Origin of the sequence: Devosia rhodophyticola, from assembly GCF_028816475.1 — a bacterium.
GTDB lineage: Bacteria > Pseudomonadota > Alphaproteobacteria > Rhizobiales > Devosiaceae > Devosia > Devosia rhodophyticola.
In genome coordinates this window covers 3,205,584-3,231,030 of the sequence record NZ_CP118247.1, presented here as the reverse complement: position 1 = coordinate 3,231,030, position 25,447 = coordinate 3,205,584, and the positions used below count along the sequence as shown (strand labels likewise).

General features: G+C 55.8%; 26 protein-coding genes, 1 tRNA gene and 1 pseudogene. 15 read left to right on the top strand and 13 right to left on the bottom strand.

Annotated features, from left to right (window positions below):
- The first annotated feature begins 57 nt into the window (after positions 1-57).
- The 3 genes and pseudogenes from PSQ90_RS15860 (at position 58) to rpmG (ending at position 1,177) form a co-directional block, all read left to right on the top strand.
- Complete coding sequence (locus PSQ90_RS15860) at positions 58-360, top strand: DUF983 domain-containing protein (RefSeq protein WP_282211225.1); 303 nt, start codon at positions 58-60, stop codon at positions 358-360.
- Positions 360-926 (top strand): DNA-3-methyladenine glycosylase, encoded by a 567-nt coding sequence (locus tag PSQ90_RS15855; protein ID WP_282213097.1) that lies wholly within the window; start codon positions 360-362, stop codon positions 924-926. Before PSQ90_RS15860 ends, PSQ90_RS15855 begins: the two co-directional genes overlap by 1 nt.
- An 84-nt stretch (positions 927-1,010) precedes the next feature.
- Positions 1,011-1,177, top strand: a pseudogene (gene rpmG, locus PSQ90_RS15850) (50S ribosomal protein L33).
- A 395-nt stretch (positions 1,178-1,572) separates the two neighbouring features.
- On the opposite strand, the gene PSQ90_RS15845 reads toward rpmG, so the two are convergent.
- The gene (locus PSQ90_RS15845) at positions 1,573-2,943 is read right to left on the bottom strand and encodes a PleD family two-component system response regulator (RefSeq protein ID WP_282211224.1); all 1,371 of its coding nucleotides are present in this window, start codon (positions 2,941-2,943) and stop codon (positions 1,573-1,575) included.
- A 92-nt stretch (positions 2,944-3,035) separates the two neighbouring features.
- On the bottom strand, positions 3,036-3,407 hold the full coding sequence (locus PSQ90_RS15840) for a response regulator (protein WP_282211223.1): 372 nt from the start codon (positions 3,405-3,407) through the stop codon (positions 3,036-3,038).
- A 162-nt stretch (positions 3,408-3,569) separates the two neighbouring features.
- On the opposite strand from PSQ90_RS15840, the gene PSQ90_RS15835 reads away from it, so the two are divergent.
- The 8 genes from PSQ90_RS15835 (at position 3,570) to PSQ90_RS15800 (ending at position 10,009) form a co-directional block, all read left to right on the top strand.
- Positions 3,570-3,785 carry a DUF3572 family protein gene (locus tag PSQ90_RS15835; RefSeq protein ID WP_407648135.1) on the top strand — a complete coding sequence of 72 codons (216 nt, stop codon included), beginning with the start codon at positions 3,570-3,572 and terminating at the stop codon, positions 3,783-3,785.
- Entirely contained in the window at positions 3,778-5,115 is a 1,338-nt protein-coding gene (locus tag PSQ90_RS15830; RefSeq protein WP_407648224.1) for a DNA polymerase IV, read from the top strand. The genes PSQ90_RS15835 and PSQ90_RS15830 overlap by 8 nt, the downstream gene beginning before the upstream one ends.
- Positions 5,112-5,570: a RidA family protein gene (locus PSQ90_RS15825; protein WP_282211221.1), complete on the top strand. Its 459-nt coding sequence runs from the start codon at positions 5,112-5,114 to the stop codon at positions 5,568-5,570. The genes PSQ90_RS15830 and PSQ90_RS15825 overlap by 4 nt, the downstream gene beginning before the upstream one ends.
- 85 nt (positions 5,571-5,655) lie before the next feature.
- A complete protein-coding gene (locus PSQ90_RS15820) occupies positions 5,656-6,405 on the top strand; it encodes a glycerophosphodiester phosphodiesterase family protein (protein ID WP_282211220.1) in 750 nt (249 codons plus the stop codon).
- Positions 6,406-6,504: 99 nt separating this feature from the next.
- A complete protein-coding gene (locus PSQ90_RS15815; protein ID WP_407648134.1) occupies positions 6,505-7,683 on the top strand; it encodes a GNAT family N-acetyltransferase in 1,179 nt (392 codons plus the stop codon).
- 69 nt (positions 7,684-7,752) lie between these two features.
- The gene (locus PSQ90_RS15810) at positions 7,753-8,880 is read left to right on the top strand and encodes a hypothetical protein (protein WP_282211219.1); all 1,128 of its coding nucleotides are present in this window, start codon (positions 7,753-7,755) and stop codon (positions 8,878-8,880) included.
- Between the two features lie 65 nt (positions 8,881-8,945).
- Positions 8,946-9,365 (top strand): HIT family protein, encoded by a 420-nt coding sequence (locus PSQ90_RS15805; protein ID WP_282211218.1) that lies wholly within the window; start codon positions 8,946-8,948, stop codon positions 9,363-9,365.
- Positions 9,362-10,009 carry a YoaK family protein gene (locus PSQ90_RS15800; RefSeq protein ID WP_282211217.1) on the top strand — a complete coding sequence of 216 codons (648 nt, stop codon included), beginning with the start codon at positions 9,362-9,364 and terminating at the stop codon, positions 10,007-10,009. The genes PSQ90_RS15805 and PSQ90_RS15800 overlap by 4 nt, the downstream gene beginning before the upstream one ends.
- Before the next feature lie 52 nt (positions 10,010-10,061).
- Here the strand turns inward: PSQ90_RS15800 and clpA are convergent, their stop codons facing one another.
- Together clpA and clpS are read right to left on the bottom strand one after the other, a co-directional pair.
- Positions 10,062-12,410, bottom strand: coding sequence for an ATP-dependent Clp protease ATP-binding subunit ClpA (gene clpA / locus PSQ90_RS15795; protein ID WP_282211216.1), 2,349 nt, complete (start codon positions 12,408-12,410; stop codon positions 10,062-10,064).
- Positions 12,411-12,420: 10 nt separating this feature from the next.
- On the bottom strand, positions 12,421-12,831 hold the full coding sequence (gene clpS, locus PSQ90_RS15790) for an ATP-dependent Clp protease adapter ClpS (protein WP_282211215.1): 411 nt from the start codon (positions 12,829-12,831) through the stop codon (positions 12,421-12,423).
- 403 nt (positions 12,832-13,234) lie between these two features.
- Here clpS and PSQ90_RS15785 point away from each other — a divergent pair, with 403 nt between their 5' ends.
- Genes PSQ90_RS15785 through PSQ90_RS15775 form a run of 3 tightly spaced genes read left to right on the top strand, consistent with a single transcriptional unit; the run spans position 13,235 to position 15,080 of the window.
- A complete protein-coding gene (locus tag PSQ90_RS15785) occupies positions 13,235-14,464 on the top strand; it encodes a D-alanyl-D-alanine carboxypeptidase family protein (protein WP_282211214.1) in 1,230 nt (409 codons plus the stop codon).
- On the top strand, positions 14,464-14,748 hold the full coding sequence (locus PSQ90_RS15780) for an SPOR domain-containing protein (RefSeq protein ID WP_282211213.1): 285 nt from the start codon (positions 14,464-14,466) through the stop codon (positions 14,746-14,748). The genes PSQ90_RS15785 and PSQ90_RS15780 overlap by 1 nt, the downstream gene beginning before the upstream one ends.
- 53 nt (positions 14,749-14,801) lie before the next feature.
- Positions 14,802-15,080 carry a hypothetical protein gene (locus tag PSQ90_RS15775; RefSeq protein ID WP_282211212.1) on the top strand — a complete coding sequence of 93 codons (279 nt, stop codon included), beginning with the start codon at positions 14,802-14,804 and terminating at the stop codon, positions 15,078-15,080.
- Positions 15,081-15,098: 18 nt separating this feature from the next.
- Here the strand turns inward: PSQ90_RS15775 and PSQ90_RS15770 are convergent, their stop codons facing one another.
- From PSQ90_RS15770 to PSQ90_RS15745, 6 genes are all read right to left on the bottom strand, one after another.
- A complete protein-coding gene (locus PSQ90_RS15770; protein ID WP_282211211.1) occupies positions 15,099-15,524 on the bottom strand; it encodes a DUF1489 family protein in 426 nt (141 codons plus the stop codon).
- Complete coding sequence (locus PSQ90_RS15765) at positions 15,521-16,198, bottom strand: glutathione S-transferase family protein (protein WP_282211210.1); 678 nt, start codon at positions 16,196-16,198, stop codon at positions 15,521-15,523. Before PSQ90_RS15765 ends, PSQ90_RS15770 begins: the two co-directional genes overlap by 4 nt.
- A 386-nt stretch (positions 16,199-16,584) precedes the next feature.
- Positions 16,585-18,000 carry a magnesium transporter gene (gene mgtE / locus PSQ90_RS15760; protein ID WP_282211209.1) on the bottom strand — a complete coding sequence of 472 codons (1,416 nt, stop codon included), beginning with the start codon at positions 17,998-18,000 and terminating at the stop codon, positions 16,585-16,587.
- 269 nt (positions 18,001-18,269) lie between these two features.
- Complete coding sequence (gene clpX / locus PSQ90_RS15755) at positions 18,270-19,544, bottom strand: ATP-dependent Clp protease ATP-binding subunit ClpX (protein ID WP_282211208.1); 1,275 nt, start codon at positions 19,542-19,544, stop codon at positions 18,270-18,272.
- A 169-nt stretch (positions 19,545-19,713) separates the two neighbouring features.
- The gene (locus tag PSQ90_RS15750; RefSeq protein ID WP_282211207.1) at positions 19,714-20,343 is read right to left on the bottom strand and encodes an ATP-dependent Clp protease proteolytic subunit; all 630 of its coding nucleotides are present in this window, start codon (positions 20,341-20,343) and stop codon (positions 19,714-19,716) included.
- Positions 20,344-20,581: 238 nt separating this feature from the next.
- Entirely contained in the window at positions 20,582-20,797 is a 216-nt protein-coding gene (locus PSQ90_RS15745) for a hypothetical protein (protein ID WP_407648223.1), read from the bottom strand.
- Positions 20,798-20,952: 155 nt separating this feature from the next.
- Here PSQ90_RS15745 and PSQ90_RS15740 point away from each other — a divergent pair, with 155 nt between their 5' ends.
- The gene (locus tag PSQ90_RS15740; protein ID WP_282211205.1) at positions 20,953-22,191 is read left to right on the top strand and encodes a cytochrome P450; all 1,239 of its coding nucleotides are present in this window, start codon (positions 20,953-20,955) and stop codon (positions 22,189-22,191) included.
- On the opposite strand, the gene PSQ90_RS15735 is transcribed toward PSQ90_RS15740, so the two are convergent.
- From PSQ90_RS15735 to PSQ90_RS15725, 3 genes are all read right to left on the bottom strand, one after another.
- Complete coding sequence (locus PSQ90_RS15735) at positions 22,174-23,685, bottom strand: NAD(P)H-hydrate dehydratase (protein WP_328517513.1); 1,512 nt, start codon at positions 23,683-23,685, stop codon at positions 22,174-22,176. The two genes, PSQ90_RS15740 and PSQ90_RS15735, sit on opposite strands and share 18 nt — an antisense overlap.
- A gap of 97 nt (positions 23,686-23,782) precedes the next feature.
- A complete protein-coding gene (gene tig, locus PSQ90_RS15730; RefSeq protein ID WP_282211204.1) occupies positions 23,783-25,162 on the bottom strand; it encodes a trigger factor in 1,380 nt (459 codons plus the stop codon).
- Positions 25,163-25,226: 64 nt separating this feature from the next.
- Positions 25,227-25,311 (bottom strand) — tRNA-Leu (locus PSQ90_RS15725).
- Positions 25,312-25,447 lie beyond the last annotated feature (136 nt).

Here is a 25,447-nt window from a genome sequence, read left to right as displayed (position 1 = left end):
GTCAGTCCATATGGCGCGGCACTGAGACTCAAGTGCCCACACTGCGGCAACGGCCGTATGTTCTCCTCGTACCTCAAGGTTGCCCAGACCTGCGATAGCTGCGGTGAGGAACTCCATCACCACCGCGCCGACGATTTCCCGCCATACATCACCATTGTCATCGTCGGCCACCTGCTGATCGGCATCATGCTGCACATGGATATGACTTGGCACGTCACCCCGTCCGTCTACCTCTTTACTCTAGGGCCGTTGGCTATAATTCTGCCGTTGCTCATGCTCCCATCGGTCAAGGGCGCGGTCGTTGGCATGCAGTGGGCCAACCGCATGCATGGTTTTGATCCTGCCTACCGAGGCGCGTAATTCCGTTAGACCGCGATTTCTTTGATCGCGACGCCGTTTGCGTGGCCGCCGATCTGATCGGCACTACCCTCCTCGTTAACGGCGTCGGCGGTCGCATCGTTGAGACCGAAGCGTACACCCCCGACGATCCAGCCTCGCACAGCTTCAAAGGCCCCACGCCGCGCAATCGCGTCATGTTCGGCCCCCACGGGCACGCCTATGTTTACCGCTGCTACGGCATCCATTGGTGTCTGAATTTCGTTTGCCGCCCCGCTCATGCCGTCCTGATCCGCGCCATCCAGCCAATGGCAGGGTTGGATGCTATGGCGCACCGACGCGGCCTGTCCCAGCCCCGTCTGCTTTGTGCCGGCCCCGGTCGCCTAGCCCAGGCCCTCGGCATCGACGGCTCGTTCGATAGTCTGTCCCTCGACCAGCCACCGTTTCGGCTGGAACGCGCTGAAGACACTCTGCCAATTACTGCCTCAACACGCATCGGCATCTCAAAGGCCCGCGAACGCGAATGGCGTTTCTGCCACACCGGATCGCGCTTCCTCAGTAAACCGCTGCCCCGTGCAACAAGCAGTTGACAATTTCCGCCAAATCCGTAGTTTGCGGCCAAATTCCAGCGCCATGGATTTCGTGGCGCTTCTTGCTGTTTAGAGGATACCCAAATGGCCAAAGCCGCTTCCGTCAAGATCAAGCTCGTGTCGTCGGCTGATACAGGCTTCTTTTATGTCGCAAAAAGAACGCCCGTACCCAGACCGAGAAGCTCTCGTTCCGCAAGTACGACCCGGTCGTTCGCAAGCACGTCGAATTCAAGGAAACCAAGATCAAGTAATCTGGTTTTTGATACTGAAATGAAAAAAGCCCCGCATCGGCCGATGCGGGGCTTTTTTGTACTCTGTGACGTGAGCAGGAATGCGTGTGACGTGTGCGTCGTTCTCAGTGCTAACACTATGCTAGCAAATTGTGGCCGAAAAATAGTGAGTGGCTGATCCGGGGTGGCATGTCGAAGAGGCCACTCTGTCCACGTCCGGACCAGCCGCCCTACGGACCCGGGCGTTGCGGCGGACCTGGGTAAAACCGTAGGGAACTCGTGAACCCCGCCGCTTTTCTTTGCGACGACGCTCGTTGAACTCAACCTACTAGCGGCCGCGTCAAACACAAGGAAAACCGGCATAACTGTCCGGCTAATCCTTTGTTAAGTATAAGAAATAACCCTAACAAACAGGGTTAAGCTGCGTCGAATACCACGCGGTTCCGCCCCTCGCGCTTGGCGCGATACAGGGCGACGTCAGCTCGCTTCATCAGCGATTCAGGAGAATCCGCCGCGCCCTCATTCAACGCCACACCCAGCGAGACCGTCACCGTCAGTTTTTTGCCAGACCCAATATCAAAGGGTGTTTCGGCCACAGCCACCCGCACCCGCTCTGCCACGCTCTCAGCCTGGCGCACATCGGTATCAGGCATTAGAACCACGAATTCCTCGCCGCCGAACCGGCAGGCAAGGTCGACCCCGCGAATATTTCGCTGCATTCGTTGGGAAAATTCACGCAGCACAATGTCGCCCGCATCGTGCCCATGGCTATCGTTGACCTGCTTGAAATGGTCGATATCAAGCATCATCACAGCCATGTCCCGGTCCTGCTGCTGCGCCTTGCCCAGCATCAGGGAAATATGACGATCAAAGTACCGACGGTTGTACAGTCCAGTCAAATCGTCCGTCACCGCCATCGCCATCGTGTTGTTGACACTTTCGCGCAACTCCACAGCGTAGCGATGCCGCCTGATTTGCGTGCTCACCCGCGCCGCCAGTTCGTTGCGCTCGATAGGCCGGGAAATGAAATCATTGATCCCCAGATCAAGCGCCCGCACCACTTGGGGTCGATCGGCCTCGTCAGCCATCAATATGATCGGCAATGTGCGCGTATGCTCCAGCGTCCGAATTTGCGAACACACCCTGAGCGGGTCAAAATCCTCAAGCGCCATCGACACCAACACCAACTCATATTGCGCGCCGGTCACCTGAAAAACGGCATCCGCCGGATGCACCAGTATGTCGACCTTGTGCTGGCCACTCAGATGATTCTTGATCCGGTCCGCATGGCGCTGATCCGTGTCGATGATCAGCATTGAACCACCTTTGGTGTCAATCTCATCCATGGCGCGAATGGCGTCTTCAATAGCGATTTGCTGTCCGGTGGTTGCCCGGGCCCGCAGTTCGTCGGTTAATGCCTTCAATCGGACAAGGCTTTTCACGCGCGCCATGAGTTGAACATCATCAACTGGCTTTGTCAGAAAATCATCAGCCCCTACCTCGAGCCCCAACACGCGATCAGATGGCTGATCAAGAGCGGTGATCATCAAGACCGGAATGTGGTGGGTTTTCGGGCTCGCCTTCAATCGACGACAGACCTCAAACCCGTCCATGTCGGGCATCATGACATCAAGCAACACAATATCGACATCAGAAGTGGCGCAGATATCCAGCGCCGCGGGGCCGCTGGTTGCGGTTACGACGTCGAAATATTCCGCGCTGAGTCGGGCTTCCAGCAGGCGTACGTTGGTTGCAATATCATCAACGATCAATACGCGCGCTGTCACTACCGGCCTCACTCAAATTCGTCAAAACGGTCAAACTCCGCCAACACGCAAATGGCGTGACAGCGGGTCAGATCAGCCCAATTCCCAAATCCTCAGGCCGGACCAATATAGCGTGCAATGGTTTCCAAAAAGTGATGCACAGATATTGGTTTGGAGATGTAACCCTCACAACCGCCTTGCAAAATTCTCTCTTCATCGCCCTTCATCGCAAAGGCTGTGACGGCAATTACGGGAATATGCGCAACCTCATCATCATCTTTGAGCCACTTGGTCACAACCAGTCCCGAAACCTCGGGCAACTGAATGTCCATCAGGATCAAGTCGGGATGATGCGCCTTGGCAAGATCAAGTGCTTCCAGACCGCTTCGTGTCTGAATGACGGAATATCCGCGTGATTCGAGCAGGTCGTTGAACAGCTTCATGTTAAGCTCGTTGTCTTCAACGATCATTACCGTCTTGGCCATACTTCCTCACCTGCGCCGTTCTGGCGTCGCTGGCACTTCGCAGTGCCGCTTGATTGGGCTACCATGTAATCCGTTACAAAACCTGAAATGAGACCACCCGTGAAGGCGTCAGACCATACCGAGTTGCAAACCAACGCAATGGCAGACCTCTGCATTGGCTATTTGGCCGAAAACCCAGAGGATCTTGCCAGATTCATGGGGCACGCCGGTTATGATCCTTCAGCATTTCGTCAAGCCATCGGAACCTCCGAAATGACCAATGGCCTCATCGACTACTTTGCCTCAAATGAAACGATTCTGCTCGCCCTGTGCGCAAATGCGCAAATCCAGCCGGAAAATTTCATGCGCGTATGGCAAATACTAAACCCGGCTGGCTGAGGCGATGACCACGCAGGCATTTCTTTGCCGCGACTGTCTCGCCATCGGGAAAATTGCAAACTCCATTGATCGCTGTCCAACGTGCGGATCGCCCCGCGTTCTACGTCATCCCGAGCTTCTGAAACTCTCGGTGGCCCATATCGATTGCGACGCTTTTTATGCGTCGGTGGAAAAACGCGACAATCCCGAGCTGGCCGGCAAGCCGGTTATTATCGGTGGTGGCACCCGCGGCGTTGTGGCGACATGCTGCTACATCGCCCGTCAAAGCGGCATTCGATCCGCGATGCCAATGTTTCAGGCAAGAAAGCTATGCCCGAACGCTACCATCATCAAGCCGAACATGGCCAAGTATGTTGGCATCAGCCGACAAATCCGCGCCATGATGGATACATTGACGCCGCTGGTCGAACCACTATCGATTGATGAGGCCTTTCTAGACCTGTCTGGGACCGAGGCCGTCCATCGCGCCCCGCCTGTGCTGGTGCTCGCCCGCTTGGCGCGCGATATTCAAAACGTATTGGGCATTACCGTCTCGGTGGGATTGAGCCACAATAAGTTTCTGGCCAAAATCGCATCGGACCTGGACAAGCCGCGCGGCTTTGCGGTTATCGGTCAGGCCGAAACGCTGGATTTTCTGGCGCCCAAGCCAATTAGCCTGATTTACGGCGTTGGAAAAGTTCTCACTGAAACCCTTCGGCGCGATGGCTTTGTAACCATCGGCCAATTGCAACAGCACCCCGACGAGGACTTGATGCGGCGCTACGGAGAAACCGGCGCGCGTCTGGCCCGACTCGCGCGAGGTCAGGACGTCCGCCGCATTTCGTCGACGCGCGAAGAAAAATCCGTATCGAGCGAAACCACGTTCAACCACGACCTGAGCACGTTCGAGCCACTGTCGACAGAACTCCTCCGGTTGTGCGAACGCCTGTCCGAACGATTGAAGGCGAAAAAACTGACCGCAGACACGGTCACGCTCAAGCTAAAATCAACAGGGTTTCGCTTGCGCACCCGCGCACGCCATTTGATGATTCCAACCCAATTGGCCAATATACTATATGAAACTGGGCAACAGCTGTTGGCGCGTGAAATCGATGGTACGGCATACCGGCTCATCGGGATCGGCGTTTCGGGCGTTCACAATGCCCTTCAAGGTGATCCGAGCGATCTTCTGGAACCAGCAATTGCCCGCAAGGCCGCCGCTGAACGTGCTATGGATCACGTACGCGGGCGATTTGGCCGTGACGCCGTTGTGCGCGGAAAATTATACCGACCCAAGACTGAACCAACGGGCCCCGGCCCTACTGACGAAACTGAAGGTAAAGCAAGATGACGAGCCCGACCGAAAAACTCCGCGAATATGGCTATGAGTTGCCGGCGCCCAAACCGCCCGTTGCCAGCTATGTCCCGGTGGTCACCACCGGCAATCTGGTCTATGTATCTGGCCAGATATCAAGCAATGAACAGGGTGTTGTCACCGGACTGTTGGGCGAGACGTTGAACGTTGTTCAGGGCGGCAATGCCGCCGAACTCGCCATTCTCAACGTACTTTCCCAAATAGTACATGGTGCCGGCGTTCCTCTCGCCGACATCAAACGCATTGTCAAACTGACTGTCCTTGTGGCCTCAACGTCCGATTTTTTCGAGCAGCACCTGGTCGCCAACGGCGCTTCAAACTTGCTTGTCGGCGTATTGGGGGACAAGGGAAAACACGCGCGCGCAGCGTTCGGGGTCGCCTCGCTGCCATTTGGCGCGGCCGTCGAGATCGACGCGGTCGTTGAAATCTAGCCAAATTCAACCGGGCCGCGCGCCGTTACCACCTTGTCACACCTAAATGGTCGGTGGTTGAATATACCGATCCCACGAGGCGGTCATGACCGGACTACTTTTCCCGCAACCTGTTGCCCATCGCGGTCTTCATGATCGCACCAATGGCATCATTGAAAACAGTGCAACCGCCTTTGAGGCGGCCATTGTCGGCAATTTTGCCATCGAATGCGATCTGCAATTGACCAGCGACGGTGAGGTCGTTGTCTTTCACGATGACGCGCCCAAACGGCTTTTGGGGCTGGAAGGACTGGTTCGCGAAATAGATGCGGCAACTTTGTGCGCCACCCCATTGCTCCAAAGCAGCAATCACGATTGTCCCCTGCCATTTGCTGAATTTCTGACGCTGGTCAAGGGTCGCACTTTGCTGCAGATAGAATTGAAGCGTCAGCGCAACGCAGAGGCAACCCATGCTCTGGCGAGCGCTGCGGCGCTACGCTTGGAGTCGTACGCTGGCCCGGCCACTGTTGAGTCGTTCGATCCGGAACTGATCACGCTCGTTCGTGAGTGCGGTTTTGATGGTCCACGCGGAATCATAACCTATGATTATGCAAACACCGATTCCCACCTGTCCCTGAGTGACCAGGAGCGTTACAATCTACGTCACTTGCTGCATTGGCATCAGACACAATTTGATTTCATTTCCTGCGAGAAGTCAGCCCTGACCTTGCCAGCTCTCAATTTTTGGCGGGAGTTGGGCAAGCCGATTACCAGCTGGACCATACGAAACAAAGCCGAGGCAGAAGCCGTCAAATCGCTATGCGATCAGATCGTGTTCGAGGGCTTTCCGCCCTGATCCCGTGATGCAATTGAGTATCAGAGCTACCGATCTCGGGCTGGCAAAGTCGGGACAAGAGCACTATCTTGTCCCTGTAGCCAATCTGCTGGATATTGCGTGACCGCTTCCCCCGTTTTCACTGCCAACATTTACCCTTCGACCGCCGAAATTCCGGCGGGCAGTTGGAACCAGCTCGTGCCCTCGACAAATGGAAAGGTCGATAACCCATTTCTCGACCACGCATTTTTTCTGGCATTAGAGCAATCGGGCTGCGCCACTGGCCATACCGGCTGGCAACCTCAACATATCGTTCTGCATGATCAGGTCGGTCGGATCGTCGGCCTGATGCCGCTGTTCCTCAAGTCCCATTCGATGGGCGAATATGTGTTTGACCATGGCTGGGCCAACGCCTTTGAACAGGCAGGCGGCGACTATTACCCAAAGCTGCAGTGTTCGGTTCCCTTCACGCCAGCCACCGCCCCCAAGTTGTTGGTTCAATCAGGCGATCCGGAGATATCCCGCGCCCTGTTGGACACCGCCCAGCAGCTGGCGGCGCAGCGCGGCGCCTCCTCGGTCCACCTCACATTTTTGCCATCGACCGAAGTAGAACTAGTAGAACACGATCATTGGTTGAAGCGCGTCGACACCCAATTTCATTGGCATAACAATGATTACGCCAGTTTCGATGATTTCCTCGGCACGCTGACATCACGCAAACGCAAGGCCATCAAGCGTGAACGTCGCGATGCCTTGGCTGATGGCTTGACCGTGAAGTGCCTGACCGGGTCCGATCTGATGGAGCACCATTGGGATGCATTTTACGACTTTTACGAAGACACCGGCGCGCGCAAATGGGGCCGCCCCTATCTAAATCGGGAATTCTTCTCCCTGCTCAACCAGTCAATGGCCGACAGGACCCTGCTAATATTGGCCTATGACGGCGAAACGCCCATTGCTGGCGCAATCAATTTTATCGGCAAGGACAGACTTTATGGCCGAAACTGGGGCGCCATCCGTGATGTGCCGTTCCTGCATTTTGAAGTCTGCTACTATCAGGCCATGGATTTTGCCATCGCCAACGGCTTAAAAGTCGTAGAAGCGGGCGCTCAGGGAGAACACAAGCTGGCCCGCGGATATGCTCCAGCCACCACCTACTCGGCACACTGGATAGCCCATCCCGGCCTGCGCCGCGCTGTGGCCGATTTTCTGGAGCAGGAACGTCGAGCAGTCTCGCGACAGCAGGATCTGCTTGGACAATTCACCCCTTTCCGAAAAGGCGAAAGGACAGATCAATAGGTCTGGCCCCTTTCTCCCGGGCGTCGATGGGGATATGTATCCCACCAAGCCACAAACCGGACATTTTGCATGAGCCTCTGGGATATTCCGATATTTGCCGTACAGGCTTTTGTTGTGTTCGTCGTTTCAACCCTGCTGTTTGATGCGCTTCATTACATTCTGCATCGCTGGGAAGGCTCGCGGTTCAAACTACTCAGAACATTTTCGTCATGGCATTGGGTGCACCATAAGTTCCTCGGCCTCGATATGCAGATCAACCCCGCCTATGCGCGGCAAAATATCTGGCTTCATATCCTGCCCGAGTATTTGACCTCGATGTCCGGAACGCTGATCTTCCTGCTGGTTTTTCCCTGGCCACCTGTCGCACTTGTTGCGGCCATCCGCACCTTCATGCTGTTTGGCACACTCAAGGAAGAAGGGCTGGATTTCAATCACATGTCGATGGATCGGGTCGGCGGACAGCAGGGGTTGCTGTGGGTCAATCAAAACTATCACGCCATGCACCATGTCTACCCGCACAATTTTTTCTCGTCCTTCGTCAATATCTTCGATCTGATGTTTGGCACGACATGTCAGATAATGGGCCGACATTTTCTGGTTACCGGCTCGAACGGCGCCTATGGCGCTGCCATGGTCGAAAAATTGAAATCGCTCGGCGGTATTGTGGAAACCGCCAAGTCCGGTGCCGATTTTGCGCCCGGCGATTATTCGGCCATGCAAGAAAAACTGGAACGTGCCGATGTCCTTGTCCTGGCGCACGGCGCCAAGACTGATCACTGCTGGGATGCCAATTATACGACATTCGTCGATATGATCGACCGGTTCATCGAGATCGGAAAATCGCGCCTCGCCCCGCCTGAAGTCTGGGCACTGGGTTCCGAAATCGAGTTGCACGGCGATCTTGGTATGGATGAACTCAAGGACTATGCCGCTTCAAAACGTGCGTTCGCGGCGCGCGCACGTGAATACTATGCAAGCCCTGCCCTCATTTACCGCCATATTGTCCCCTCGTCCTTTACCTCTTCCATGGGCAAAGGTGCCATGAGCGCCAAGACAGCGGTCGCCATGACGCTATTCTTCGTTCGGCGAGGTTTCAGCTATGTGCCGGTTACACTGACCACTATGGCTCTCTGGAACTATTTCCGGTTTCGTTACTTTCAAAAAACCGAACCAGAAACGACAAAACCGGCGCAGTAGCCGCCGCCCCTTGGCAGTATCAACCGAGCACGCTAGCGTGCCCTCGCAATTCAACGAGGCGCGCTATGCAATATGATTCCAGCAACATCTTTGCCAAGATGATCAGGGGCGAGTTTTCAGCCCACAAGGTTGCCGAGACCGATACCGCCCTAGTCATCATGGACGCATTTCCGCAAACCAGGGGCCATGTGCTCGTCATCCCCAAAGCTCCGGCTCGCAATCTTCTGGACGCTGACCCCGCCGTCCTTTCCGCGATGATGCCGTTGATCCAGCGCGTTGCCAACGCGGTAAAACAGGTAACCAACGCCGACGGCATCCGGCTGGCCCAGTTCAGCGAGGCTGCCGCAGGTCAGAGCGTATTCCACCTGCACTTTCATATTATGCCGGTCTACGACGACGTTCCGCTGGGCGCCCACAGCAACCAGAAGGCCGACGACGCTGAGCTTGCCGATCTTGCAAAAAAAATCGCTGCAATTCTGACGTGACGCCCATTTCGAAACTGTCCGTGGGTCTGCTTTTGACGCTGGCAGCCGGCTATACAGATGCAATCGGTTTTGTTGAGCTGGGTGGCTTTTTCACCTCGTTCATGAGCGGCAACACGACCCAATTAGGCATCGAACTGACCACCGGAACACTCGGCAACATTGCGACGCTGGCCGCATTGATATTGTTCTTTTTTGCTGGCGGACTGACCGGCAGTCTGCTTGCCCATTGGAACAGCCGATGGACCAATGTGGCCGTAACTGCTCTAACTGCGGGCTATCTGGCCGTAACGCTCGTCCTGATTGGCCTCGGTGTCCCAGCGGCGCAGGCGTTACTATTTCTGGCTGCGTCAGCTGGAGCACAGAACGCCATTTTGCGACCGGTCGGCAGTGCCAGACTGGGCACGACTTTTGTGACCGGCACCCTGTTTATGGCCAGCCAGGAACTGGCTCGAACACTAATTGAAAAGACAGCAAGTCGGGTCTGGATTCAACACCTTGCTATCTGGGGTGCGCTTCTTATAGGGGCGGTCTGGGGCGCAATTATTCATGCCCGGTTTGGCATATACGCCCTCCTCGTGCCGCTCATCATCTATCTCGGGCTAGGCGTCCGATCTTTCTGGGTGGCGGTCCAAGCACGAAGCTAGAGCAACGTAAAGGCCGGGGCGAACCCCGACCTTTCAAACCTCATTGACCAAATCAGCTCTTTTGGGCTGCCTTGGAAGACTTCTTGCGCGGTCCGGGAATGGCCTTTGGTTTGGCCGGGCGTGGCGGAACCGCGATCAGCTCCAGCTTGGCCTCATCACCAACACCAACCACGGCAACAGTCACCGTGCCGCCATTGACCAATTCACCGAACAGGACCTGCTCAGCCAGCGGCTTCTTGACATACTCCTGGATCACCCGGCCAAGCGGACGCGCGCCCATTCGTTCGTCATAGCCCTTCTCGGCCAACCAATCTGCGGCTTCCGGTGTCAGATTGATTGTGACCCCGCGTTCGGCCAACTGGCCTTCAAGCTGCAAAACGAACTTTTCGACAACCCGGCGAACCACATCGCCTGGCAACGGAGCAAAGGAAATGATGGCGTCCAGACGGTTGCGGAACTCGGGCGAGAACAGCCGGTTGATCGCCTCTTCATCGTCGCCTTGTTCACGCTTGCGCCCAAACCCGATTGGCGACTTCTGCAACTCCATGGCCCCAACGTTTGAGGTCATGATCAAAATGACGTTGCGGAAATCCACGGACTTGCCGTTGTGATCGGTCAGCTTGCCGTGATCCATCACCTGCAACAAGATGTTGTAGAGGTCCGGATGCGCCTTCTCGATCTCGTCCAGCAGCACGACGCAGTGCGGATGCTGGTCAACGCCATCGGTCAACAGACCGCCCTGATCAAACCCGACATATCCCGGAGGCGCACCAATCAATCTAGAAACCGTGTGCCTTTCCATATACTCGCTCATATCGAAGCGCAGCAATTCAACGCCCAACGTATCAGCCAGTTGCTTGGCGGCTTCGGTCTTGCCCACGCCAGTCGGGCCGGTGAACAGGTACGAGCCGATTGGCTTTTCGGGTTCACGCAATCCGGCACGCGCCAACTTGATCGCTGACGAGAGCGCAGTAATGGCGGCGTCCTGTCCGAACACAACAGTCTTGAGATTACTTTCAAGGCTCGACAGCATCTCCGCATCGGTCTTGGAAACCGATTTTGGTGGAATGCGTGCAATCGTGGCGATTGTAGCTTCGATGTCAGCGACATCAATTATCGCCTTACGCTTGTCTTCGGCCAACAGCATCTGACTGGCGCCCGTTTCATCAATGACGTCAATCGCCTTGTCGGGCAATTTCCGATCATTGATATAGCGTGCCGACAACTCGACCGCCGCAGTCAGCGCCTCATCGGTAAACTTGAGCTTGTGAAACTCTTCGTAGTACGGCCGCAAGCCCTTGATGATCTCGATTGTATCGGTGATTGAGGGCTCATTGACATCGATCTTCTGGAACCTACGCACCAGCGCCCGATCCTTTTCGAAGAACTGTCGATATTCCTTGTAGGTCGTGGACCCGATACACCGAATAGTGCCCGAAGCCAGAGCAGGTTTGAGCAGGTTGGATGCGTCCAGCGCGCCCCCTGACGTCGCTCCCGCACCAATCATGGTGTGAATTTCATCAATGAACAGCACCGCATTTGGATGCTTTTCCAGCTCTTTCATTACCGCCTTCAGACGCTCTTCAAAGTCGCCGCGATAGCGTGTCCCGGCCAGCAATGAGCCAATATCAAGCGCGTAGATCACAGTTTCCTTGAGCACTTCGGGCACGTCGCCTTCGGTGATCTTGCGGGCAAGCCCTTCGGCAATGGCCGTCTTGCCGACGCCGGCGTCGCCGACATAGATCGGGTTGTTCTTTGAACGGCGGCACAAGATCTGGATGGTGCGGCGCAGCTCACTATCCCGCCCGATAAGCGGATCAATCTTGCCCAAGCGTGCCTTGGCATTCAGATCAACGCAGAAATCGGCCAGTGCCGAGCTTTTGGCATTTTCAGCGCGCCCACCTTCGGACGCACCTTCCTCGCCTTCTTCGGTGCCGTGGATCTTCCGATCAACATTAGGACCCGATTTGGTGATGCCGTGTGAGATGAAATTGATGGCGTCGAGCCGGCTCATATCCTGTTGCTCCAGGAAATAGGCAGCATGACTTTCGCGTTCGGCAAAGATCGCAACCAGCACATTGGCGCCGGTCACCTCTTCACGCCCCGACGACTGAACGTGGATGACGGCGCGCTGAATCACCCGCTGGAATGCCGCGGTCGGACGTGCATCCTGACCATTGGCGACAATCAGGCTGTCGAGCTCTTCATTGATAAAATCTTCCAGATCGCCCTTGAGGGCGTCAACATCCACATCACACCCGGCCAGCACCGCGATGGTTTCACGGTCATCGGTCAGGGCAAGCAGCAAATGCTCGAGCGTTGCAAATTCGTGCGAACGCTCGCGAGCCAGATTCATTGCCTGATGCAGGGCTTTCTCAAGTCCGCGAGAGAATGAGGGCATTGTCAGGCTCCTATTGTTTTTCCATCACGCATTGCAGCGGATGTTGGTTCTTTCGTGCAATATCCATCACGCGAGTCACCTTGGTTTCGGCCACCTCGTATGGATAGACACCACACTCACCCACGCCTTTTTGATGCACATGCATCATGATCTGGAAGGCATCTTCCCTGGACTTGTTAAACACGTCTTGAAGCACCAGAACGACGAATTCCTGCGGGGTGTAGTCATCGTTGAGTAGCAGCACCCGATATAGGCTCGGGCGCTTGGTCTTGGGCCGGGTTTTCGTAACCGTCCCGGTTTCGATCCCGGTCTTGCCGTCATCGGCATCTTCCCCATCAGGTCCCAAACGCGATGCGGCAGCCGCAACGGGTGGCCCTCCACGTGTCTGTGGCACAATGTGAATGGTCGGTCGTGTGTTCATGGCAAATTGCCGATCGAGGTAAAAGCGAAGCAGCATAGTGAGCCCATTATGTAGGCAAAAACGAGCCGGTGTTAAGGGCCAATCCTTCCCATATTTGTGACCACGAAAATGGAGTCACAATCCTCCGGTTTCCGCGCCCTTTTGACCCGCGTACGGAAATTCCCGCGAAAAACCGGCAAAACTCCATTGCATTTTACTGATTCGTAACGGCCCGGCGATAACGTGCAACCAGTTTAGAGGCGTCGATTTCGATTGGGGGCAGTCGATTTCGCGTCGTTAGTAATCAGTTGTGTACGGACACAGAAGTGTCCGAGAGTATGAGTTGGAGTACCGGGTGGCTTCTCAGGCGCAATCCCATTGGCGTGCAACATTAGCACGTGCCCTCGCGACCGCAGTAATATGCTTGGCCGCATTAGCGCCAACAGTACTACCTGCACAAGCCATTGAAAATCTGCGCAAATACGCAGGTATCGTGGTGGACGCCAAGTCCGGCAAGGTGATGTATGAGAGCGCCGCCGATAGCCCCCGCTATCCCGCCTCCGTCACCAAGGTCATGACCCTTTATATCCTGTTCCAGGAACTGTCGGCTGGTAATCTGAAGCTTTCAACCAAGCTGAAGGTTTCAGCCCACGCAGCAGCAGCGGTCCCTACCAAACTGGGATTGCGGGCCGGCTCGACCATTTCGGTTGAAGATGCAATCAAATCGATTGTGACCATCTCGGCCAACGATATGGCGCGGGTTATCGCCGAAAATATCTCCGGAACCGAAGAAAAATTCGCACAGCGAATGACAGCGACGGCGCGGGCGTTGGGTATGCGCAACACAACCTATCGCAACGCATCTGGCCTGCCCGACGGCGCGCAACGCACGACAGTGCGCGATCAGGCCATCCTTGGCATTGCCGTTTATCAGCACTTTCCCACTTACTATAGCTATTTCCAGACCCGCAGTTTTTCCTATGGCCGGAAAACTTACGGCAATCACAATCGCGTTTTGGGGTACATGGGCGCCGTCGATGGCATCAAGACCGGTTACATTAATGCCGCTGGCTCAAACCTGCTGACCGCCGCCCGCAAGGACAACCGCCACATCGTTGTGGTCGCCTTTGGCTTCAACTCATCCGCCTCGCGCGACCAGAAGGTCCGTGAGCTGGTAGCAAAATATCTGCCCAGAAGCCGCCGCGGCGACTATTTCCGGAGCGCAATGATCCCGCAGCCCGGCCGCGAAGGCAGCACCCGCGTTGCAGTGGCGCAAACCGCGCCGGAAAATACCTTCGTTGAACCAATGCCGGTTCCCGGCTTCCGCTTGGCCCAGCTGGTTGCCCAAAATGGCGCACGTCCGGCGCCGGTTGCAGCGCCCGCCCCGGCTGATGTTCAAGTCGCCAGCGTCGCCCCAACACCTGCCCCCATGCCGGCAGACCTTGGTCTTCAGCCTGCCGTGCAAGCCGCAAACATTCTTGCTGCGCCCTCGCAGGCGCCTCAACCGGCCTATCCGTCAGAAGATGTCATTGGCGCGTGGCTCAGTGATACCTACAAGCTAGGCGCCCCCCAACAGCTTTGGGGCAAACAGCGCCTTCCGCCCCCTTGTTGCCCCCGGTCAGCGTTGGCGATCATCAACAGCCAGTTGATTTGATGACCAGTGGCAGCATCACCGAAAACGACGCTCCAACCCCCGGTGGCTGGGTCGTGCAAATTGGTGCAGCGCCTTCTGAATCCAGCGCCCGCACCATGTTGAGCGACGCCTCGGGCAAGTTGGGAAGTCTCAAGAACGCCCGTTCCTACGTCGAGCGCTTCGAAAAGAACGGCAAAATCTTCTTCCGCGCCCGCTTCATCGGCTTCGGAGGCCGAGACGACGCGATCAATGTTTGCAATCAGCTCAAGCAGCAAAAGCTGAGCTGCCTGGCTATGCAAAGCTGAGTTTACGAACGACCCGAGTACGACTTTTTGGCGCCTGTGTATGGAGTAGCCCAATGAGTGAAGTGACAGCGCTTACCGAACTGGCCAATTTTGTTGGTAAATCGACCTTGACATCCGAGGACGCCACCCAGCGCCGTCGGACGATGAATGAAATCATCTCCCGACTGCAGCCTCGTCCGGTGCGCCGAACGGTTGGCGATTTGCTGGGAGCTGTGCTGGCCCTGTCCGCCCGCACCCGTCGTCACGGACGCCCGCGCACCCAGGTCGATATTGATGTTTTTGCACCAAACGGCAAACGCGCCGTCCGGATGAAACTTGGCTACCACGAGTAAATCAGGGTCGGATCGTCCTCAAATCAGGCCGAGCCGCACCAAATCGGCGGCCAACTCTTCGGACCCCTCATTCCCGTCCACGCCCAAGTCGGGCGGCGCATCCTTGGGATTGAGATAGCGCCATCCCTGAAACGGCCTTTTGGGATAAGGCAATGTCCGGTGCAGATCGCGACTCATAATGATGTCGCAATAACTCTTCCCCTCAACGTCGGTATAGGGTGCAAGGCGCAAAATGGGCTGCCGACAGCTGATCAGACCACTGATTACCCAATAGATAGATGACACCCCCTCTATTTCACTGAAGCGCTTCGGCATCATGCGCGTGCGATGAACATGGACATCTTCGCCATAATCTGCGCCCCACCAATGCGAGCGCTCATTGCGGTAGCTTTCCAGTTCCTCGACATTGGAAATGCCAACACACAATTTGACCAGATGAATCACGTCAGGGTGCCTCGCGCCACCCTGCCCTGAATCACATCAATCTCATCTTCGTCAACGATCCACGGCTCCTTGAGTGCCTCGGCCAACCAGCTCTGAAACGCTGGCAAACCGTAAATCGCCTCGACATACTCATTTAACACATCCGACATCGGCAGATCGTATGTCCGCAAACGCGTCGCCAGCGGTGCATACATCGCATCGGCTGCGCAGAAATGCCCAAACAGGAACGGACCACCCGAGCGCGCCAGCAGATCTCCCAGCAACGTTTCCACCCGGTGCAAATCCTTTGCAACCGCATCGAGCGCAACCTTGCCGGAGTGGCTGGCCCTCAAATTCATCGGTGCATTGCTACGCAGGTCAGGAAATCCAGCGTGCATTTCCGCACTGGCCGCACGCGCCAACGCCCGCTGCGACACGTCTTCAGGCCAAATTTGTTTGCTCGGAAAGCGGTCGGCCAGATATTCGATGATGGCAATAGTCTCTGGCAGAACCAGATCGCCGTCGATCAATACTGGAACCTTGCCGGTGGGCGAACGCTCCCGCAGCGTTTCACGCCAATGTGGGCCACTCAATTGCAAAAGTTCGTGCTCAAACTCGATGTCAAAGTGAGCCAGAACCAACCACGGCCGCAACGACCAGGTCGAATAATTGCGATTGCCGATCAGAAGTTTCATCGATTTAGCCTTGCCCAAAAAAGTAAGGGCGCCGGTGGCCGGGCGCCCTTACCATAATTTCTTAGTGAAGAACTCTGCGTATTAAACGCCAGCAACCACGGTAAGCACCAATCCCATCGACAATAGGCAAACCAGTGTCCAGGTTGCCGCTCGCCACATATTGGCCTTCGGTTGACTTCGCATGTGTGCTCCTTGTCAGCCGTTCACTCCGGATCACCGCGATATGTCCCGCAAATCGCATCCGGTAGCAAAACGTTAACCGCGTCATAAGAGCTTTGCAAGCGGCGAAACTGCCACAGCGCACCGTTTTGAAAACCTTTCGTTAACAGTTGACCAAGCGAGATCAATCCAATTGAAACAGGGTCTTCCCAGCGCACTATCGCCACTCAGAACAGACCGAACCATAGGCCCGCAAGTGCCAAAAACACAAAGAAACCAACAACATCGGTCACTGTTGTAACGAATACAGACGATGCAATTGCCGGGTCCGCCTTAAGCTTATCCAGCGTGACCGGGATCAAAATCCCCGCGGTACCGGCAACAATCAAATTTATGACCATCGCGAGCCCGATAACAATTCCGAGCTGGATATTGCCAAACCGCAGCGCCGTGACCACGCCGATCAACATCGCGAAAATCAGGCCATTGACCAGACCGACCGCCATTTCGCGCGTAATGAGCCTTCGCAGCTTCCGCCCATCCAGTTGCCGCATGGCAAGGGCCCGTACCGTAACCGTCATGGTTTGCGTGCCAGCATTCCCCCCCATTGAGGCAACGATTGGCATCAGCACGGCCAGCGCCACCATCTGTTCAATAGTGGCGTTGAATAATCCGATGATCATCGAAACCACAATTGCGGTAAACAGATTGACGACCAGCCAGGGTGTTCGGCTACGCACCGTATCGAGCATATTGTCGGAAATGTCTTCGTCGCCCACGCCGCCAAGACGCTTGATGTCTTCGTCGGCCTCTTCGTGAATGACGTCCACCATGTCATCGACCGTCAAAACGCCTACCAGCCGGCGACTTTCGTCGACCACCCCAACTTCAACCAGATCGTAGCGCTCAAAATCGCGAGCCGCCTCTTCCTGATCCTCATTGGCATCCACCAGGATCACATTGGTGTTCATGATCTCCTGAATGCGGCGCTGCCGGTAGGAGCGCAGGAATTTGTCCAGTGGAATAATCCCCAGGACATTGTAGGAAACGTCGACCACATAGATCTGGTAAAACTCGTCCGGCAGATCTTCTTCATTGCGCAGATAATCAATGGTCTGGCCGACCGTCCAGAATGGCGGAATGGCGATAAAATCGGTCTGCATCCGCCGGCCAGCGGATTCTTCGGGAAAATCGAGGCTTCGCTTGAGGCTCAGTCGCTCGAACGTGGGCAGCGCCGAAAGCACTTCCTCACGGTCGTGATGTTCAAGATCTTCAAGAATGAAGACCGCATCGTCGTTGTCCAGGCCGCTGACACCGCGCGCAATGTCCGCATTGGGCAGCAGGTCCATCAACTCGATACGAACCGACTCATCGACCTCCGTGAGGGCAGAGAAATCGAACTGGTCGCCCAATAGTTTGACCAACTCGAAACGTTCAGCTGACTCCAGCGCTTCGAGCACGTCGCCCGTGTCCGCAGAATGCAACGGACCCATCATATCCATTAATTCAGCAGAATCGTGGGCACCCAAGTGCACGCGCAATCGCTCTATCCAGATCGGATTGATGTAGTCCGAGCTATCGCGCAGACCATTTGGATCTACCCCATCCTCGTGATCGGGTGGTGTGCCGGTATCAGTGCTCATTGAAGGCCCTTTGCTGGAAGGGTTTCGGGCTGGTCAAGGTGTAGCCAATGAATACATTTTTGACTAGCCGCAAGGCGTCAAACATCTGCGTTTTGTCAAACAAAATCAGGATTGAACATGACCGATGACAGTGGAATGACAGGCAACCGGCCCGAACGGCTGGCGGCCACCCGGTCGCTGCCTGACGTCAACGCGAGAACGATGTTATCGACGGGTATAAAAAAGCCGGAGCAATTGCCCCGGCTCCTGGTCTCAAAATCCAGAAGACCTTATGCCTCCGCTGGCACGTCTTCTTTCTTGTCAGCGTAAATGTAGAGCGGCCGCACATCCTTGCCGTTGACCACCTCTTCCGAGATGACCACCTCCTGCACGCCCTCCAATGAAGGAAGATCGTACATGGTATCCAGCAGGATCGCTTCCATGATGGAACGAAGCCCACGAGCGCCGGTCTTGCGTTCGATTGCGCGCTTCGCAATCGCCTTGAGAGCGTCTTCGTGGAAAGTCAGTTCGACCTCTTCCATGTTGAACAGACGCTGATATTGACGAACCAGCGCATTCTTGGGCGCCGTCAAAATCTCGATCAAGGCCGATTCATCAAGATCCTCGAGCGTGGCAAGCACAGGCAGTCGCCCGATAAACTCGGGGATCAGACCGAAGCGAACCAGATCTTCGGGTGCGACTTCCGCCAGAATCTGACCGACGCGTCGATCCTGAGGATCCTTGACCGTTGCACTGAAGCCGATTGAGGAGCTTTCGCCACGTGCCTGAATGATCTTTTCAAGCCCGGCAAACGCACCACCGCAAATGAACAGGATATTGGTGGTATCGACCTGCAAAAATTCCTGCTGGGGATGCTTGCGCCCACCCTGGGGCGGCACCGAGGCAACCGTCCCTTCCATGATCTTGAGTAGCGCCTGTTGAACGCCTTCGCCCGAAACGTCCCGGGTAATCGAAGGATTGTCGGACTTGCGCGAAATCTTGTCCACTTCGTCGATATAGACAATGCCGCGTTGCGCTTTTTCGACATTATAATCAGCCGATTGCAGCAGTTTCAGGATGATATTTTCCACGTCTTCACCGACATAGCCAGCCTCGGTCAACGTTGTCGCGTCGGCCATGGTGAACGGCACGTCGAGGATACGCGCCAATGTCTGTGCCAACAGGGTCTTGCCCGAACCTGTCGGCCCGATCAGCAGAATGTTGGATTTGGATAGTTCGATATCCTGATTTTTGGACGAGTGGTGCAACCGTTTGTAGTGGTTGTGCACGGCCACCGACAGCACCCGCTTGGCACGGAACTGGCCAATGACATAATCATCAAGGACCTTGCAGATATCGGCTGGTGTTGGCACGCCATCAGAGGACTTGACCATCGAGGTCTTGTTCTCTTCTCGAATGATGTCCATGCACAATTCAACGCATTCATCGCAGATGAACACGGTTGGACCGGCGATAAGCTTGCGAACCTCGTGTTGTGATTTACCGCAGAACGAGCAGTAAAGCGTATTCTTGGAGGTTTCGCCGTTTGTTGTCTCTTTGGACATCCTGGTACTCCCGGGAGCAAAAGCGTTCCCAAAATCTGCGTTGACTCAGAGGCTAACGCATGAGGCCTAAAGAATATCTAAGCCGAACCAACCTTAACGGTCGATCCGGCTCGGTGCAATTCCGTGTATGTCACAGTCCACGGAGCATTTGATTTGGCGTTAATGCCGATCAGGGGGTGGCCTCAGGCGCCGCGCGCTTCTCAAACACATTGTCGATCAGCCCAAATGTCTTGGCTTCTTCGGCAGAAAGGAAGCGGTCACGCTCAAGGGCGTTCTCGATTTCCTCATAGGTCCGGCCCGTATGCTTTTCGTAGATTTGATTGAGGCGCCGCTTCAATCCTTCAACTTCCTTGGCATGGATAAGAATATCCGTCACCTGCCCCTGATACCCGCCAGATGGCTGATGCACCATGATGCGCGAATTCGGTAGCGAACCGCGCATACCAGCCTCGCCAGCGGTCAGCAGCAGCGAGCCCATCGAAGCGGCCTGCCCCATGCAAAGGGTGGCCACAGGCGGGCGAATGAACTGCATCGTGTCGTAAATGCTCAGGCCGGCCGTAACCACGCCACCGGGCGAATTGATGTACATAGCGATTTCTTTTTTCGGATTTTCCGATTCCAGAAACAGCAACTGCGCAACGATAACCGACGCCATGTTGTCCTCGACGACACCGGTCACGAAAATGATGCGCTCGCGCAAAAGACGCGAGTAGATATCGAACGAACGTTCGCCGCGATTTGACTGCTCAACCACCATTGGGATGAGCGTGTTCATATAAAGATCGTGTGGATCTCTCATTCTTCGGATGCCCCTTGAGCCGAGGGTCTGCGCGAAACCGCTTCGGCCACTTCTCGTGTTGCGCATGGTCTAATCCCGAAACCGGACATCCCAATTTCCGGGACCATGCCTTGAATTCGAATCAGCGCGATGTGCTGATTGCATAGATTCCGCCTTAACACGCGGTAAAAGACAGATAGGCGGCATTGGCCTGCGGTTCAATACCCAGCTTGCCGCGAGCGCCACCACGGTTAATCGATCAGGCGCTAAAACTGACGGCGATCCCGCGCTTTTTGAAATACGACTGCATGGTTTTGCGGCCCTGTCGGTTGTTCTGTGCGAGCTTGGACGGCTCAAATATGGCTTCTTTGGCACCCTCGCGGGCCATCGCGGCCTTGAGCGACGCAATATGGATATCAAGGTCCTCGTTGTTGTTGGCCAGTGAGGCATAGATGGTTTCAACCGCCTCGGTCATGGTTGGTTCGGTCACGGGTCTTGTCTCCGGTAGAATTCGTTCGCGCTATGAACTAGCCATTTTTGGCGCTATCGCAAGACCAAGATGGCGCGCGTTGCACCTTTCCGTGCAATCAGGCACCCTTTGGCCGAATTTACGACCACAGGTGAGGCAAGTTGGCACCCGATTCAGACCGTGACAAAAATTCCACGCCCATCGCGGTCGATCCGCGCGATCCAGAATTTTATCAAAATCCCTATCCATTGTATGACCTCATTCACCGAGGCGATCAGACATTCTTCTGGAAAAATTACGATCATTGGTGTTTTACGGGCTTCAAGGACGTCAGTTCCCTGCTCCGCGACCGGCGCTTTGGCCGCCAGATTTTGCACGTCGCAACCCGCGACGAGCTTGGCCTGCCACCGCCCAAACCGCATGTTGCCGACTTCGACCAAACCGAGAAACACTCACTCCTGGCACTGGAGCCACCCGAGCACACGCGGCTTCGTGGATTGGTCAACCGGGCCTTCGTCTCTCGACACGTTGAGCAGCTACGCCCGCGCATTGCCCAACTTGCCAACGAAATGATCGACACGTTCATCGCCAGCGGCGACACGGACCTCATCCAGAATTTTGCCGCACCAATCCCGGCCATTGTCATCGCCGAAATGATTGGTCTGCCTGCAGAAATGGCGCCCCAACTGCTCAAATGGTCCAATCGCATGGTTGCCATGTACATGTTTGGGGTCACGGAGGCGACCGAACGCGATGCCAATCAGGCGTCGATCGAGTTCATGGACTATTTGCGCTCGCAGATTACTCAGCACCGCCGCGCGCCCCGCGAAGACCTGCTAACCCACATGCTGACCGCGGAGATAGACGGCACCAGACTCAATGACGACGAAGTAATATCGACCGCTATTTTGCTACTCAACGCCGGCCACGAAGCCACGGTGCACACAACAGGCAATGGCGTGAAATCAATACTGGAAAGCGGTATCGCCCCCGCAACGCTGTTCGCCAGCGAAGCGCAGGTTGCGGCAACCATTGAAGAATGCCTGCGCTTTGACGCGCCATTGCACATGTTCACCCGCTACGCTCTAGCAGATATCGAATTCGGGGGTCGCCAATTCACAAAGGGCGAAACCATCGGCCTGATGCTGGGCGCGGCGAACCGCGATCCCAAGCGGTTCAACCAACCCAACAAATTTGATCCATTTCGCAATGATGGCGGCAATGTCAGTTTTGGGGCAGGCATCCACTTTTGCATTGGCGCACCCTTGGCGCGGATTGAACTACAAATCGCCTTCAGCGAGCTATTTCGCCGCCTGCCCCACTTGCGACTGGCCGAACCGCCCAGTTATGCCAATGTCTATCATTTTCATGGCTTGCAGCGATTAGACGTGGCCTGGTGACCGCAGTTTATCCTGCTCGGTCATCAATCGCGCTAACACCTCAGGCAACAACCGCGGCAAATCCTCGCTGATCATGCCTGGCTTGCCAAAGGCATTGGCCGCTTCCGCGTGCATCCAGACCGCCGCCGCCGCCGCTTCGAAACCGGACATGCCTTGCGCCAAAAGGCCACCCACGATCCCCGCCAGCACATCGCCAGAGCCGGCCGTGCCCAGGATCGACGGCGCATTCGAATTAATTGCGGCGCGCCCGTCAGGGCAGGCAATGACCGTGTCGCTTCCTTTGAGGATCACAACAGCGCCGGAACGCGCCGCCGCCCTGCTTACCCTCTCCAACTTTGATCCGTGTGTATCGCCAAACAAACGTTCAAATTCCCCCTCGTGTGGGGTCATCACCACCGAGCGGTGTTCATTTGATCTGATGGCCGCAAAAAGGTCATCGCACCGGTCTTTGAAACTGGTCAGCGCATCGGCGTCAAGAACCACGTTGGCGCCGCAGGCAAGCACCGCCTCGACGCAGTTTGCCGTTTCTTGGCCAACACCCGCAGCCGGTCCGATCACCACCGAATTGATGCGATCATCCTTGAGCAGATCGCGAAGATCGTCCGCTTCATCGGCAAGCTTCAGCATGATTGAACTGACGTGATTGGCGTGCACCATCAGTGCCGCGTTCGACCCGGCAAGCGTGACCAGACCTGCGCCGCAACGAAACGCCCCCCAGGCCGCCAGCCGGGCAGCGCCGGTTTGCAGCGGCCCGCCGGAAACCACGACGCAATGGCCTCGATTGAACTTGTTTCCGCTGGCTGCTGCAGTCGGAATTTCCCATAAGTCAGGCGTATTGCCCCATACCTGCGCGCCAATCTGCGCCAAAACTGTTTCTGGAATTCCGATATCGACAAGAAGAACGTCGCCACACAGATTGCGCCCCGGCATCAACAAATGCCCAGGCTTCCGGCGGAAGAATGTGACGGTCAGCGTCGCCGAGATGGCAGCGCCCCGAATGGCACCTGATGCCCCGTCCATGCCACTCGGCACGTCTATGCTAACGACTGGCCGGTCCTTGCCGTTGATTGCCCCAATAACAGTTTTGAGGTCCCCCTCGACGTCCCGATCAATTCCCGCCCCCAAAAGGGCGTCAACAATCAGATCAGTGCCGCCAACATTTTCAACAGTTGGATAGTCGCAACGCCCACTCCATAGCGATGCCATGGCTGCGGCATCCCCCTTTAGCCCTGCCCGATCACCGAACAACCGCACCTGGACAGGCCACCCACGCTCCTTGAGAAGACGGGCAACAACAAAGCCATCGCCGCCATTGTTGCCAGGGCCACACAATACAATGACCGAGCGCTGATAGAACCGGTCAACAATGGCGTCAGCGACGGCCCGGCCCGCCGCCTCCATGAGTTTGATCGAACGCACCCCGGCATCAACGGCGAGACGATCCGCCTCTGCCATTTGTGCAGGTGTCAAAAGAGTTTGGCTGGACATGATCATCAGCAACCTGCCTACAGCAAATCAGACGTGGACGACAACATTGCAATAAAAAAAGCCGCCCATTTCGGGGCGGCTTTCAAACTGGTCTCAGTGCACCTTAGTGGTGGTGCTCTTGAGGAACCTCATCTTCGTCTGCCTGAATAAGCTTGGCCAGTTCTTCACGCGACATTTTCTTGTCGGTCTGCTTGGCGAGCTCGGCAACAAAATCCACGACCTTGTTTTCAAACACAGGCGCGCGCAACCCAGCCAGAGCCTGCTGATTCTTGCGGTAATAATCGTAGACCTGCTGTTCCTGACCGGGGAAACGACGCACTTCAGCGATCAACGCCTGCTGGTGTTCCTCGTCTGTTACATTGACGTCGTTCTTGTTGCCGATTTCAGCAACTACCAAGCCAAGGCGAACGCGGCGCTCGGCAATGGTACGATACTGCTCACGTGCAGCATCTTCCGTGGTGCCTTCGTCTTCAAAACTACGACCGTGGGCCTCGATCTCGTGCTTGACGCGGGTCCAGATCGACTCGAATTCAGCATCTACCAGTGATTGGGGAACGGTGAATTTGTGGCCTTCGTCCAGCGCATCGAGAATCTGACGCTTGGCGTGCTGGCGGCTCATCGAAGCCAAAGCCGCTGCCATCTGATCCTTTACCGCGGCCCGGAAGGCGGCCACATCGTCCAGCCCGAGCTTCTTGGCGAATTCATCGTCCAGATCGCCCTTGTTCGGCCCGTCAATATGCAAAACGGAGACGTCGAAAGTGGCTTCCTTGCCTGCCAGCTCAGCACTGTTGTAATCGGCGGGGAAAGTGACTTTGACCTCTTTGGCACCGCCTTTTTTGACACCGACCAGCTGCTCTTCAAAGCCGGGAATGAACTCGCCCGATCCAATGGTCAGATGTGCATGATCGGATGTACCACCATCGAACGGCACACCGTCAACCTTACCGACAAATGACAGGCCCAGACGATCACCATCCTCAACCACCGCATCATCACCCTTGTCAGTGAAGCCGCGATTCTGGTTGAAGACACGGGTTACCTCGGCTTCAACCTCTTCGTCGGCAATGTCGACAACGGGCTTTTCAATGGCAATGCCCTTGAAATCCATCAATTCAACAGGCGGCAACACCTCATAGCTGACATCAAATGCCAGATCTGCCTTGCCTTCGAGAACCTCGTTGATCACCGCCTGATCATCAGGCAAATCAACCTGAGGCTGGGCTGCAGCGCGTTCTTCGCGCTTTTCCAGCGTCTCTGAAACAGTGGTGTTGATTGCGTCCTGCATCACTTCGGACATGGCCGAACGGCCATATACCTTTTTGAGGTGGGCAGTTGGCACTTTGCCGGGGCGGAAGCCCTTGATGTTGGCAGTGCCCTTCAATTCTTCCAATTTCGCATCGAGCCGCGACACAAGGTCATTGGCCGGAATGACGACGCTCAATTTGCGCTTCAGGCCTTCGCTCTGGGTTTCAGTAACCTGCATTCGGTTCAATCCCGTCTTCATTGATCTTCATCAGGCCAGCGCACCATGTTGTGCCAAGGAAATTTGGTGCGGGTGAAAGGAATCGAACCTTCACGCCTTGCGGCGCTGGAACCTAAATCCAGTGCGTCTACCAGTTCCGCCACACCCGCAAAAAAACCCGCTGGCCGGGTTGGGCGTGGGTCTAACCTAACTTGAAGTGCCAGTCAAAGCCTCATTCTGCGGTATTTTTTAGACAGCGGCGAAATGCGATGCTTATAATGTCGCCATCCTCGATATATTGAACTG

Coding starts and splice junctions, on each gene's coding strand:
- mgtE (WP_282211209.1), bottom strand. CDS start 18,000: ATGAGCACTGATACCGGCACACCACCCGATCACGAGGATGGGGTAGAT.
- PSQ90_RS15825 (WP_282211221.1), top strand. CDS start 5,112: ATGACGAGCCCGACCGAAAAACTCCGCGAATATGGCTATGAGTTGCCG.
- PSQ90_RS15805 (WP_282211218.1), top strand. CDS start 8,946: ATGCAATATGATTCCAGCAACATCTTTGCCAAGATGATCAGGGGCGAG.
- PSQ90_RS15780 (WP_282211213.1), top strand. CDS start 14,464: ATGACCAGTGGCAGCATCACCGAAAACGACGCTCCAACCCCCGGTGGC.
- PSQ90_RS15840 (WP_282211223.1), bottom strand. CDS start 3,407: ATGGCCAAGACGGTAATGATCGTTGAAGACAACGAGCTTAACATGAAG.
- clpA (WP_282211216.1), bottom strand. CDS start 12,410: ATGCCCTCATTCTCTCGCGGACTTGAGAAAGCCCTGCATCAGGCAATG.
- PSQ90_RS15745 (WP_407648223.1), bottom strand. CDS start 20,797: ATGACCGAGGCGGTTGAAACCATCTATGCCTCACTGGCCAACAACAAC.
- clpS (WP_282211215.1), bottom strand. CDS start 12,831: ATGAACACACGACCGACCATTCACATTGTGCCACAGACACGTGGAGGG.
- PSQ90_RS15820 (WP_282211220.1), top strand. CDS start 5,656: ATGACCGGACTACTTTTCCCGCAACCTGTTGCCCATCGCGGTCTTCAT.
- PSQ90_RS15765 (WP_282211210.1), bottom strand. CDS start 16,198: ATGAAACTTCTGATCGGCAATCGCAATTATTCGACCTGGTCGTTGCGG.
- PSQ90_RS15860 (WP_282211225.1), top strand. CDS start 58: ATGTTCTCCTCGTACCTCAAGGTTGCCCAGACCTGCGATAGCTGCGGT.
- PSQ90_RS15735 (WP_328517513.1), bottom strand. CDS start 23,685: ATGATCATGTCCAGCCAAACTCTTTTGACACCTGCACAAATGGCAGAG.
- PSQ90_RS15750 (WP_282211207.1), bottom strand. CDS start 20,343: ATGAGAGATCCACACGATCTTTATATGAACACGCTCATCCCAATGGTG.
- clpX (WP_282211208.1), bottom strand. CDS start 19,544: ATGTCCAAAGAGACAACAAACGGCGAAACCTCCAAGAATACGCTTTAC.
- tig (WP_282211204.1), bottom strand. CDS start 25,162: ATGCAGGTTACTGAAACCCAGAGCGAAGGCCTGAAGCGCAAATTGAGC.
- PSQ90_RS15775 (WP_282211212.1), top strand. CDS start 14,802: ATGAGTGAAGTGACAGCGCTTACCGAACTGGCCAATTTTGTTGGTAAA.
- PSQ90_RS15810 (WP_282211219.1), top strand. CDS start 7,753: ATGAGCCTCTGGGATATTCCGATATTTGCCGTACAGGCTTTTGTTGTG.